This is a genomic window from Slackia exigua ATCC 700122 (assembly GCF_000162875.1).
GTDB classification, from domain to species: Bacteria; Actinomycetota; Coriobacteriia; order Coriobacteriales; family Eggerthellaceae; genus Slackia; species Slackia exigua.
Window position 1 is genome coordinate 1,111,273 of the sequence record NZ_GG700630.1, and the last position, 12,624, is coordinate 1,123,896.

8 protein-coding genes are annotated in these 12,624 nt (G+C 63.4%); 2 read left to right on the top strand and 6 right to left on the bottom strand.

Annotation, left to right across the window (positions count from 1 at the left end):
- Positions 1-125: 125 nt before the first annotated feature.
- Positions 126-1,847, top strand: coding sequence for an FAD-binding protein (locus tag HMPREF0762_RS04790; RefSeq protein ID WP_040619046.1), 1,722 nt, complete (start codon positions 126-128; stop codon positions 1,845-1,847).
- 300 nt (positions 1,848-2,147) lie between these two features.
- Here HMPREF0762_RS04790 and clpB read toward each other — a convergent pair whose 3' ends face one another.
- The 5 genes from clpB to dnaK form a co-directional block, all read right to left on the bottom strand.
- Positions 2,148-4,823 (bottom strand): ATP-dependent chaperone ClpB, encoded by a 2,676-nt coding sequence (gene clpB, locus HMPREF0762_RS04795; RefSeq protein ID WP_006362361.1) that lies wholly within the window; start codon positions 4,821-4,823, stop codon positions 2,148-2,150.
- Positions 4,824-4,980: 157 nt separating this feature from the next.
- A complete protein-coding gene (locus HMPREF0762_RS04800) occupies positions 4,981-5,403 on the bottom strand; it encodes a heat shock protein transcriptional repressor HspR (protein ID WP_006362362.1) in 423 nt (140 codons plus the stop codon).
- A 13-nt stretch (positions 5,404-5,416) separates the two neighbouring features.
- Positions 5,417-6,403 (bottom strand): DnaJ C-terminal domain-containing protein, encoded by a 987-nt coding sequence (locus HMPREF0762_RS04805; protein ID WP_006362363.1) that lies wholly within the window; start codon positions 6,401-6,403, stop codon positions 5,417-5,419.
- A 73-nt stretch (positions 6,404-6,476) separates the two neighbouring features.
- Positions 6,477-7,184 (bottom strand): nucleotide exchange factor GrpE, encoded by a 708-nt coding sequence (locus HMPREF0762_RS04810; RefSeq protein ID WP_006362364.1) that lies wholly within the window; start codon positions 7,182-7,184, stop codon positions 6,477-6,479.
- A 2-nt stretch (positions 7,185-7,186) separates the two neighbouring features.
- Complete coding sequence (dnaK, locus tag HMPREF0762_RS04815) at positions 7,187-9,097, bottom strand: molecular chaperone DnaK (RefSeq protein WP_009077434.1); 1,911 nt, start codon at positions 9,095-9,097, stop codon at positions 7,187-7,189.
- A gap of 342 nt (positions 9,098-9,439) precedes the next feature.
- Here dnaK and HMPREF0762_RS04820 point away from each other — a divergent pair, with 342 nt between their 5' ends.
- Positions 9,440-10,336, top strand: coding sequence for an acetamidase/formamidase family protein (locus tag HMPREF0762_RS04820; protein ID WP_006362367.1), 897 nt, complete (start codon positions 9,440-9,442; stop codon positions 10,334-10,336).
- A gap of 74 nt (positions 10,337-10,410) precedes the next feature.
- Here the strand turns inward: HMPREF0762_RS04820 and htpG are convergent, their stop codons facing one another.
- The gene (gene htpG, locus HMPREF0762_RS04825) at positions 10,411-12,486 is read right to left on the bottom strand and encodes a molecular chaperone HtpG (protein ID WP_006362368.1); all 2,076 of its coding nucleotides are present in this window, start codon (positions 12,484-12,486) and stop codon (positions 10,411-10,413) included.
- Positions 12,487-12,624: the final 138 nt, after the last annotated feature.

Sequence of the window (12,624 nt, forward strand, 5' to 3'; positions counted from 1 at the left end):
GAAGGAGGAAATGGCATTCATAGGGTGAGTACGAAGCGGGCGCCAAGCCGCATGATTCGAATCGCAGGGAAGCATTGGCGACAGCCATGAGAAAACGGCTCGCCGATAGATTCAAGGAGGGAATCATGAAAGAAATCGAAGGCATCTCGCGCAGGGGCTTCCTCGGAGCCATGGCAGGTATCGGAGCCGTGGGAGCCATAGGCCTTGCCGGATGCGCGACGAAGGCCGCCCCGGCCACGAACGAGGAAGCGTCGTCCGATGCGATGAACGCTTCGGACGACTGGCTGGGAACAGCCCCCGAAATCGCCGAGAGCGACATCAGCGGAACCAAGGAAACCGACCTCCTGATCGTCGGCGCAGGCAATGCAGGCTTGGCGGCCGCCGCCGTAGCGGCCGATCTCGGCATGGAATTCATGATCTGCGAAAAGATGAAGAGTATTCAGCGTACGCGCCATTGGTTCGGCGCCATCAACACCCGCTACACGAAGGATGCCGGTCTCGAGGTGGACGAAGGGCGCCTGCTCAACGAGTGGGCCCGCTACGCTTCCGGCCAGTGCGACCAGCGCGTCATCCGCGTTTGGATCAGAGAAAGCTCCGATATGGTCGAATGGATCGACCCTATCCTAACCGCAGCTGGCATGACCTGCGAATTCGATGCCGATATAGATCATGAGACCGGCGGCACCGGCTACTATGTCGCGCCGATGCAGCACTACTATGCCGGCAAGGACGCCAACGGCGATAGGCTCGAGCGCAATAAGGTCCTGCTCGCCTATATCAACGAGAAGGGCTACGACGTCACCTACGAGCACAGCCTCGTCAAGCTCATCCAGAACGAGAGCGGCCGCGTGACCGGTGCGATCTTCAAAACCGGCAGCACCTACGTGCAGGTGAACGCGAAGAAGGGCGTCTTGCTCGCCACCGGCGGCTACGCCGGCAATGCCGAGATGCTGCGCGCCTGCAACCCGATGGTCGACCGCTGCGTCACCCTGCAGGTCGGCTCCCCGAACGATGTCGGAGACGGCATCAAGGCCGGCATGTGGATCGGCGGCCAGAAAGACACGATCGGCGTCCCGATGATCTTCGACCGCGGCGCGGTATTGCCCGGCCAGGATGCGGGCATCGTCTCGGAAGCGGGTGCGAGCGCCGAGTTCATCGGCACCGACAAGCAGTTCAACCTCGGAAGCCAACCGCTCATGAAGGTCGCGCGCGACGGCAGGCGCTTCTGCAACGAATCCACCCCGTACGACTCCTGCTGCTTCGCGGCAGCCGAACATGAGGGCGGCGTCTTCTGCCAGATCTTCGACTCCAATCTGAAGGAAGACGTCAAGCGCTTCTCCACGATCGGCTGCTCGCGTCAAACCCAGATACTGCTCGCCTCCAACGAAGACAAGCCGCTCGACGAGATCTACGCCGACCAGCTCGAGAAGGGCACGATGGTCAAGGCCGACACGATCGACGAGCTTGCCGACAAGCTGGGTTTCACAGGTGAGGCGAAGGAAGCCTTCCTGGCCGAGGTCGATACATACAACGGTTTCTACGATGCGCAGAAGGACAGCGACTTCGGCAAGGAAGCCTACCGCCTCTCCGAGCTGCGCACGGCTCCCTTCTACGGCACCTGGTTCGGCGGTGCGTTGCTGACCACCGGCGACGGCCTGCGCATCAACGAGGACATGCAGGTGCTCGATGCCAAAGCGAAGCCGATCGAGGGTCTCTATGCCGCAGGCGATTGCTCCGGCAGCATGTGGGCCAACAACTACCCCGAATACATCGTCGGCAGCGCATGCGGACGTACGCTCACCTTCGCGCGCCACGCCGTCCGCCATATCGCCGGCGATATCGCATAGCGATCGACCACGCATCTCGAGCGCGCGGCCGCGCCGACCCCTCCCATGCGCGGCCGCGCCGTTCGAACCCTCTCGGAACCTTCCTCGATCGCAGATCAAGCCCTTCGACGAAACGGGATGCGGCCGGGTCCCTTATGTCGCCCTCGTCATACAGATCGAACCTTATGTGAGAAACGGGCTGCGGCTCAAGCCGCAGCCCGTTTCCTGCTGTAAGCATCCGAAGGACGACGACATCAGCCTCCGACGGCATCAACCGCCAACGATGCCGGTCGAAGGTTCCCGAGCGAAACGCCGCGCCCTCTAATCCGCCGCAGGCGGTTCTACTTCGCAGACGTAGCCCTCGGCGATATCCGCGTCTATGATCACCTTCGCGCCCTCGAGCACGTCGCCTGCGATGATCATGTTCGCGATGCGGTCGACCACCTCGCGCTGGATCAAACGCTTGAGCGGACGGGCGCCGTACACCGGATCGAACCCATCGATCGCGAGCTGCTCGATGGCGGCAGGCGTCACGTCGAGCGTGATGCGGCGATCCTCAAGACGCTCGCGCACGGCCTTGAGCTGAAGCCTGACGATAGGCTCCATTTCCTGCGACGACAGCCCGTTGAACGTGATCACGTCGTCGATACGGTTCAGGAACTCGGGCCTGAAGGTCTGGCTCAGCGACTCGCTGATCTTGCGATGAAGCTCGGCCAGCCGCTGGGCGGCGGTGCTCATGTCGGCCTGCATCATGTCTTCGACCATCTTGCCCATGGACTCCTCGGCCTCGCGCGCGCTGTACTCGCGGATCGATTGGCTGCCCACGTTCGACGTCATGATGATGATCGCGTTCTTGAAGCTGACCTCGCGGCCCTGGCCGTCGGTCAGCCGGCCGTCGTCCAGAACCTGCAGCAGCACGTTGAACACATCCTGGTGGGCCTTCTCGATCTCGTCGAGCAGCACCACGGTGTACGGCCTGCGGCGCACCGCCTCGGTCAGCTGCCCGCCCTCGTCGTAGCCCACGTATCCCGGAGGCGCCCCGATCAGGCGCTGGACGCTGAACTTCTCCATGTACTCGGACATGTCGATGCGCACCATGGCCTTCTCGGTATCGAACAGGTATTCCGCAAGCGCCTTGGCAAGCTCGGTCTTGCCGACGCCGGTCGGGCCAAGGAACAGGAAGCTGCCGATGGGGCGATTCGGATCGGAAAGCCCGGCACGGTTGCGGCGAATGGCGCCCGCGACCGCGTGCACGGCCTCGTCCTGGCCGATGACGCGCTCATGCAGACGGTCTTCGAGATCAATCAACTTGGCTATCTCGCCCTGCATCATCTTCGTGACGGGGATGCCGGTCCATGCGCTCACGACCTCGGCGATCTCCTCTTCGGAGACCTCTTCCTTAAGAATCGCGCCGTCGCCCTGCTTCGCCGCCACCGCGGTTTCGGCCTCGGCGAGCCGGCGCTGCAGGTCGGGAATGCGCGCATAGCGGATCTCGGACGCCCTGGACAGATCGCCCTCGCGCGTCGCCTGCTCCTCTTCGGTATGCGCCTGGTCGATCTCGGTCTTCAGGCGCTGGACGCTTTCGATCACATCCTTCTCGTTGCGCCATTCGGCCTTGCGCGCATCCAGCCACTCCTTCGACGTGGCCATCTGGCGGCGCAGCTCCTCCAGACGCTCCTGAGATGCCGCGTCCTCTTCCTTCATGAGGGCCTGCTCTTCGATCTGCATCTGCGTGTACTTGCGCTCGGCCTGATCGATTTCCTGCGGCATGGAATCGATCTCGATACGCAGACGGCTTGCCGCCTCGTCCATCAGATCGATCGCCTTGTCGGGAAGGAATCTGTCGGAGATATAGCGGTTCGAAAGCTCGGCCGCCGCGACGATCGCCGAGTCGGTGATGCGCACGCCATGGTGGATCTCGTACTTCTCTTTGAGCCCGCGCAGGATGGCGATAGTGTCCTCCACCGTCGGCTCGCCAATGAACACCTGCTGGAAGCGGCGCTCGAGGGCCGCGTCCTTTTCGATGTACTTCCGGTACTCATCGAGCGTCGTGGCGCCGATGGCATGGAGCTCGCCGCGCGCGAGGGCCGGCTTGAGCATATTGCCCGCGTCCATCGAGCTGTCGCCCGTGGAACCCGCACCGACGATGGTGTGCAGCTCGTCGATGAACAGGATGATGCGCCCCGCCGACTGCTTGACCTCGGAGAGCACGGCCTTCAAGCGGTCTTCGAACTCGCCGCGATACTTCGCGCCCGCCACCATCTGCCCAAGATCAAGCGCGATGAGGTCGCGATCCTTCAAGCTCGTGGGCACGTCGCCCGCGACGATGCGCTGGGCAAGGCCTTCGACGATGGCCGTCTTGCCGACGCCCGGCTCGCCGATGAGCACGGGGTTGTTCTTGGTGCGGCGGGAAAGCACCTGGATCGTGCGGCGGATCTCGTCCGAGCGCCCGATGACCGGGTCGAGCTTGCCCTCGCGCGCCATCTGCGTCAGGTTCTGGCCGTAGGTGTTGAGCGCATCGAGCTCGAGCTTGCTTGACTGGTCCGTCACGCGCGCGTCGCCGCGCAGATCGTCGTAGGCCTCTTCCACGCTCTTATGCGTGATGCCCGCCATGTTGAGGATCTTGCCGGCCTGGCCCTTGTCGTCGGCCAGCGCGATGAGCAGGTGCTCGCTCGTCGCGTAGCTGTCTCCCATCTTCTCCGCGATCTTCACGGCATTGTCCAGCACCTTCAGGAGGTTCTGGGTGGGTATGGGCATCCCCATGGCGCCGCCCGTGACTTTCGGGCCGTTCTCGATCGCCGTGTTGACGTTGATCTTCAGCTGCTCAGGGTCGGCCCCCACGCGCTTGACGATGGCGGAAAGGTTGTTTTCTCCGGAATCGAGCAGGGCCTTCAGCAGGTGGATGGAATCGACCTGTTGCGTATCGGCATCGCCTGCGATGCCCATCGCGCTCTGGAACGCCTCCTGGGCGGTAATAGCGAGCTTGTCCAATCTCATGATCGAACGCCTCCTTTTGACATATCTTCTAACCTGCAACGATGCCGCGCATGCTCAGACCATGCGGCATATGCGAACGGCCACGTCCGCAACCAGGCCGCATCGTCATCGCCCCGCCGCGCAACCTGGGCGTTTCGCATAAGCGCGGCCATGGGGTTCAATAATCCAACCCGCCCATGCGACCGCTTCCGAGCCGCCGCACGGGAGATGCAGTCTGGGGAAGCTGCGCCTGCGGCAGCATGAGCGCGGTCACGTCGGCGCGCGTCTCGAGCTCGTGCACGCGGTCGGCGAGACGACGGACCTTCTTATGCAGATCGTCGATCTCGTCGTCGCGCTCGTCGAGGCGCCCCTTCAGATCGAGGATGCGGATGACGCCCGCGAGGTTGATACCCTCGCTCGTCAGCTCGTTGATGAGCTCGAGCCGATCGATGTCGGCCTGCGAGTACATACGGGTGTTCCCGCTCGTACGCTGGGGTGTGACCAGCCCTTTCTGTTCGTAGATACGCAGCGTCTGGGGATGGACCCCGGCAAGCTGGGCGGCCACGCCGATCATGTACAGCGGCCTGTTCCTATCTTCCATATCCGTCTCCCGTCTAGGCACCGAACGCGGCACGGACCTGAACGCCCGATGCCTGCTCGGCTTCTTTCAATGCTTCGAAGGCCGTGCGCTCGGCCGCGGAAAGCGTGCGGGGAACCGTCACGCGAATCGTGCAGCGCAGAGACCCGCGGGCACCGCCCTTGACGTTCGGGGCGCCCTTGCCGCTCAACTTGAGCTGGGCTCCATCCTGCGTTCCGGCGGGAACCTTGATGCGGACCTTCGTGCCGTCGGGCGCAGGCACGACCACCGAAGCGCCCAGCGCGGCTTCCGAGACCGTGACAGGAACGTCCATCGTCACGTCGGCGCCATCGCGCGCGTACAGCGGGTGCGAGCCTATCTTCGTGGTAATCAGCAGATCCCCTGCGGCACCGCCGGCTTTTCCCGCTGCGCCCTTGCCGTGCAGGCGGATGCGGCCACCGTCCACGGCTCCTGCAGGAACGCGCACGTCGAGCGTCTCGGACGAACCGTCGGGAGCCTTTACGCTCACCTTCTTCATGCAGCCGGAAAAGGCCTCGTCGAACGTCACGTTGAGCGTGAGGTTCATGTCGCGTCCGCGTATCGGGCGCGCGGCTCCCGGTTGCCCGAAGCCGCCGAAGCCCGCGCCGCCGTACGGCGAGCGCCCGCGTCCGCCGAACCCGCCGAAGATATCGTCCAGGTTCCAGTCGGTCCCGAACGCCCCCTCGCCGCGGCGCATACTTTCAAGGATGTCTTCCCATCCGCCCATGCCGGCGAACGGATTCTGCCCGCCTGCGCCGTGGGGGATGCGCTGCGCATCGGCCGTGCCGTAGCGGTCGTAGACCTTGCGCTTCTTCTCGTCGCTCAGGACCTCGTAAGCTTCGTTGATCTGCTTGAACCGCGTCTCATCGCCGCCCGCATCCGGATGATGCGTGCGTGCGAGCTTGCGAAACGCCTTTTTGATCTCGTCTTGCGTGGCGCTGCGCGCAACGCCGAGCGTCTTGTAGTAATCAGGCGTCTGAGCCATGACAACGCCACCTCCTTCTCAGTGTTCGGACATGTATTGAAAAGCGGGCCCGAACAGCCCGCTTCCCCTTCGTCTACTTGTGCTCCGATGCGTCCGGCTCGGACTCTCTCTTCGGTCCGCCGCTCGAGATGGCGACCATCGCCGAACGAATGACCTTCGATCCCATGCGATAGCCCTTCTGATACACCTGCGCCACGGTCTCGTCGGGAACCGACGGGTCGGGCACGGTGGCGACCGCCTGATGAGCAAGCGCGTCGAACGGTTCTCCGACAGGATCGACCGCCTTGAGGCCGTGCTTCTCCAGAACGCCGGCAAGCTTGGCGCCGATGGCCTTCACGCCGTCGAGCAGGCCGGCCTCGCCGTTCTGCTCGGCATGGGAGACGGCGCGCTCGAAATCGTCGAGAACGGGAAGCACGTCTTCCATCAGGCGCTCGGTCGCGCGCTTGCGAATCTGGTCGTTCTCTTCGGCGGTGCGTTTGCGGAAGTTGTCCCAGTCGGCCTGAAGCCTCAGGTACTTGTCGCGCATGGCCGAGGCCTCCGCGCGCGCCTGCGCAACCTCCTGATCGCTCGTCGCGGAAGCCGGCGCCTCGGCAGGTTCGTCGCCTTCGACCTCGGCGCCATCCTGAACCCAGGCTTCGACCTCGTCGGCGAAGGACGGCTCGGCGGCGGGAGAAGCCTCGTCCCCGGAAGGGGCGGCCTGTTCGGCCGCCTCGTCTACGGGTTCATCGGTGCCGTCGATGGGAATCTTGCGCGGATCGGAGCTCTTGCCGTCTTCGGTCATGGCTATTTCCCTTCGTCGGTCTTATCGTCCACGACTTCGTAATCGGCTTCGATCGGACCGTCGTCCTGGGCAGGGGCCGCGCCTGCGGCGCCCGGAGCGCCGGCCTCGGCCTGCTGCGCGGAGTAGACGACCTCGGCCAGCGAGTATCCGACCTGCTGCAAACGTTCGCTTGCGGCCTTGATGGCCTCGATGTCGGAGCCGGAAAGCGCGCTCTTGGCGTCTTCGATGGCAGACTCCGCCTCCGACTTCTTGTCGGCGGAAACCTTGTCGCCCAGCTCGTCGAGCGTCTGCTGCGTGGCGTTGACCAGGGAGTCCGTATTATTGCGGACTTCGATCTCTTCCTTGCGCTTGGCGTCTTCGTCGGCATGGGCCTCGGCGTCCTTGACCATGCGGTCGACTTCGTCATCGGACAGCGCGGTGGAGCCGCTGATCGTGATCTGCTGCTGCTTGCCGGTGCCCAGGTCCTTGGCGGAGACGTTCACGATGCCGTTGGCGTCGATGTCGAACGTGACTTCGATCTGCGGCACGCCGCGACGGGCCGCGGGGATGCCGGTGAGCTGGAAGCGGCCGAGCGTCTTGTTGTCGTTGGCCATCTGGCGCTCGCCCTGCAGGACGTGGATCTCGACGGACGTCTGGTTGTCGGCGGCCGTGGAATAGACCTCGGTCTTGCGGGTCGGAATCGTGGTGTTGCGGTCGATCATCTTGGTCATGACGCCGCCGAGCGTCTCGACGCCGAGGGACAGCGGCGTAACGTCGAGCAGCAGGATGCCTTCGACATCGCCGGACAGGACGCCGCCCTGGACGGCCGCGCCGATGGCGACGACCTCGTCGGGGTTGACGGACATGTTCGGCTGCTTGCCGGTCATGTTCTTGACCAGCTCCTGGACGGCAGGCATACGGGTCGAACCGCCGACGAGGATGACCTCGTCGACTTCACCGGCACCGAGGCCCGCGTCGGTCAGCGCGCGGGAGACGGGCGCCTTGCAGCGCTCGAGCAGGTTGCGCGTGATGCGCTCGAATTCGGCGCGGGTCAGCGTGTAGTCCAGATGGACCGGCTGGCCGTCGACGGCGGTGATGAACGGCAGGTTGATATTGGCCTGGGTGGTGTTGGAAAGCTCCATCTTGGCCTTCTCGGCCGCTTCCTTCAGACGCTGGAGGGCCATCTTGTCGGCACGCAGATCGACGCCCTGGTCGGCCTTGAACTTGGTTGCCAGCCAGTCGATGACGCACTGGTCCCAGTCGTCGCCGCCCAGGTGGTTGTCGCCCGCGGTGGAGAGAACCTCGAAGACGCCGTCGCCCAGCTCGAGCACGGACACATCGAACGTGCCGCCGCCCAGGTCGAAGACCAGGATCTTCTGATCCTTATCCACCTTGTCGAGGCCGTAGGCCAGAGCCGCGGCCGTGGGCTCGTTGATGATGCGCTTGACATCGAGGCCGGCGATCTTGCCGGCGTCCTTCGTGGCCTGGCGCTGCGCGTCGTTGAAGTACGCAGGGACGGTGATGACGGCTTCGGTGATGGTGCCGCCGACCTGCTTTTCCGCGTCGGCCTTCAGCTTCTGGAGCACCATCGCGGAAACTTCCTCGGGCGTGTAGGTCTTGCCGTCGATGTCGATGACCGCACGGCCGTCCTTGCCGCGCACCACCTTGTACGCGACGGTCTTCTGCTCTTCGGAGGTTTCGGAGAAGCTGCGACCGATGAAGCGCTTGACCGAAGAGACGGTGTTCTCGGGGTTGGTGACCGCCTGGTTCTTGGCGGCCTTGCCGACGACGCGTTCGCCGTCCTTGCGGAAGCCTTCGACAGACGGCGTGGTGCGGTCGCCCTCGGCGTTCACGAGAATGGTCGGCTCATTGCCTTCCATGACGGCCATGGCGGAGTTCGTGGTGCCAAGGTCGATGCCCAGGATCTTTCCCATACGTATCAGTCCTCTCATATCCGCATCCCGCATTCGGGACGCTGGCGGGGTTCCGGTCCGCCGACTGTTTCTGACCTAAATAAAACGCCATGGCTGCCGGCCTGAACGGATTCCGTCGGCCAACCCTTTGGCGCGATGCAAATATATTATCTAAGTGTGTCACTGTCAAGTTTTCTCACAAGTAATCTGACATGTTACTTAACTGTCAGAAAAGATGATTTCCTGAGCGTATGCAGCATGGATGCGGAAGAAGGGATTATCGGGAATGCGCACCTGAGCCGGGCATGATACCCTGAAACGCACATGAGGCGCGCCTCTTCCCCTTGCTCGAAAGGAGCTGCCATGATCGAACTCGATGACAAGAAGGTCCTCTACGCGTTCTCTTCCGAACTCGCCCCGGCCCTGACCGTCGAATCGGGCGAAACCGTCCGCATCCGCACGAAGGACTGCTTCGGCAACCAGGTTCGAAGCGAAGCCGACACGCTCGACTCCATCGATTGGGATGCCATCAATCCCGCGACCGGACCCGTCTTCGTGAAGGGCGCCAAGGCGGGCGGCGCGTTGAAGGTCTCGATAGAGAACATCGAGCTCGATGCGCAGACCGCTTCCTGCACGGGAAAGGGCGAGGGCGCCTGCGGCGACCTGTTCGATGCTTGGAGCACGCATTTCTGCAAGGTGGACGGCGATTCGCTCGTCTGGAACGATGCGGTCTCCTTCCCGCTCAATCCGATGATCGGCGTCATCGGCGTGGCACCCGCGGGCGCTCCCGTCAACTGCGGCACGCCCGGCAGCCACGGCGGCAACATGGACAACACCGCCATCACGACGGGCGCGACGCTCTATTTCCCCGTCGCCTGCGAAGGCGCGTTGTTCGGATGCGGAGACATGCACGCGGCCATGGGCGACGGCGAGGTGAGCGTATCGGGCGCGGAAGTGGCCGGCTTCGCCACCGTCACGCTGACCGCCCTTCCCGAGCTTTCCCTGAAGAATCCGGTGATCGAAAACGCGACGCACTTCGGCACCATCGCCTCGGCCGCCACGATGGACGAAGCCGCGGAAATCGCCGTGCACGACATGGTGGAAATCGTCGCCGAGCGTACCGACATGTCGAAATCAGACCTGGTCATGCTGTTCTCGCTTGTCGCCGACGTGCAGGTCTGCCAGTTCGTCGATCCCGAGAAGACCATCCGCTTCATGGTGCCCAAGAGCGTGCTCGACCAGATCGGATTCTCGTTCTAGAAGCTCTGGCGCCCGTCCGCCGGAATCGAAACGGCCCGCCTCCCGGCAAGGGAGGCGGGCCGTTCTGCATCGCGTTATTCGGCTTCCTTCGCAGGCGGTTCCGCGTCGGCGACCATCAATGCGCAGACATCCTCCGCATAGGCCGCCGGATCTTCGATCGGCAGCCCCTCGACCAGCAGCGCCTGGCCATAGAGCACGTTCGCATACAGACGCACCTTTTCCGCATCGCCCGCTGCCTGGGCGGCCGCAAGCGTCGCGAACACTGCGTGATCGGCGTTGAGCTCCAGCACGCGCGAAGCCTTTATCGGCTCTTCGCCCGGCATCCGGTTCTGCGCGAACACTTTCTCCATCTCGAGCGATATCGGGCCCTCGGCGGTCACGCAGGCGGGCGCATCGGTCAGGCGCGACGAAACGACCACCTTCGACACGGCGTCGCCGAGCGCGTCTTTCATCGCGGACAGGAGGCCGGCGTTGTCCTTCGCGGACTGCTCGGCCGCTTCCTTCTGCTCGTCGCTCGCCAGATCGAGATTCCCGCCCGCCACGTTCGCGAACGGCTTCTCGGCATAGTCCTGCATGGCTTGGATGCAGAACTCGTCGACCTCGTCGGTGCAGACCAGAACATCGAACCCTTTCGCAAGCACCGACTTCACGACCGGGGTCTTGACCACGCGATCGATCGAGTCGCCGGCGGCATAGTAGATCGATCCCTGGTCGGCACGCATGCCCTCGACGTATTCATCCAGCGTGACCATTTTCTGCTGACGGGCCGAATAGAACAGGAGCAGATCGGCGAGCTGGCCCTTCGCCATGCCGTACGAGGTGTAGATTCCCAGCTTGATGCTGCGGCCGAAATCGGCGAAGAACGCCTCGTAGGTTTCGCGATCCGTATCGCGCATGCCGGCGAGCTCGGATTTGATCTTCTTCTCCACGCGCTTGGCGATGGCATGGAGCTGGCGATCGTGCTGCAGCGTTTCGCGCGAGATGTTGAGCGTCAGGTCGTCGCTTGCCACGACGCCGCGCACGAAGCCGAAATAATCGGGCAGAAGCTCTTCGCACTTGTCCATGATCAGGACATTCGAACTATAGAGCGCAAGGCCTTTCTTGAAATCGCGCGCATAGAGGTCGTAGGGCGGACGGCTCGGAACGAACAGCAGCGCATCGTAGGTCAGCGCGCCTTCCGCATGCAGGGAAACCGTGCGCAGCGGATCGGCGAAGTCGTGGAAGTCCGCCTTGTAGAATTCGGCGTATTCCTCGTCGGTCACGTCGGAGCGCTTGCGCTTCCAGATCGGCACCATGGAATTCATGGTCTCGAGCTCCGTGTACTGCTCGTATTCCGTCTTGTAGTCGTCGCCGGCATCTTCGGGCTTCGGCAGCGGGCGCGACTTGGAGACTTCCATGCGGATGGGATAGCGCACGTAGTTGCTGTATTTCTTGATGAGGTCCTTGAGCGCGTACTGGCTTAGGAAGGAATCGTAATCGGCCTCGTCGGTGGAGGGCTTGAGCGTCAGGATGACGTCGGTGCCATGGCCTGCGCGCTCGGCAGGGGATACCGTATAGCCCTCGACGCCGTTGGATTCCCAGGCGAAGGCCTCGTCGGATCCGTACGCCTTCGACACGACGCGCACGTGGTCGGCCACCATGAAGGCCGAGTAGAACCCGACGCCGAACTGCCCGATGATATCGATCGCGTCGGCCGGCGCGGAAGCTTCCGCCGTCGCGCCTTCAGACGCCTCGGGCGCGGAGGCTCCGTCGGCGACGGTTTCGTCGTCAGCGGCGGTTTCGTCGTCAGCGGCGGTTCCGGCGCCGTCCGCAGCGTCGCCTGTGCCCTTCGACTTGGGATTCTCGGTCTTGAATTCAAGGCTCCCGGAATGCGCGATGGTGCCCAGGTTGCGATCGAGCTCTTCGGACGTCATGCCGATGCCCGAGTCGGAGACGGTGATCGTGCGGGCATCCTTGTCGAAGGACACGAGAATGCCCAGTTCATCGGCCGCCAACTGAATATCGGAATCGGTCAGGCTCCTGAAGTAGAGCTTATCGACCGCGTCGGAGGCGTTGGAGATGAGCTCGCGCAAGAAGATCTCGCGGTTCGTATAGATCGAGTTGATCATCAGATCGAGGAGCTTCTTGCTCTCTGTCTTGAATTTGCGCATGGAGAAACGACCTTTCGCGTGACATACCGTTTGGCACTCTTACCCCTTGAGTGCCAAATCAGATTGTAGCCCCGCGATTCCCCGCGTCAAGAAACGTCGCCGAATCGCAACCTTGCCGCATCGGAAGGAACGGGCGCC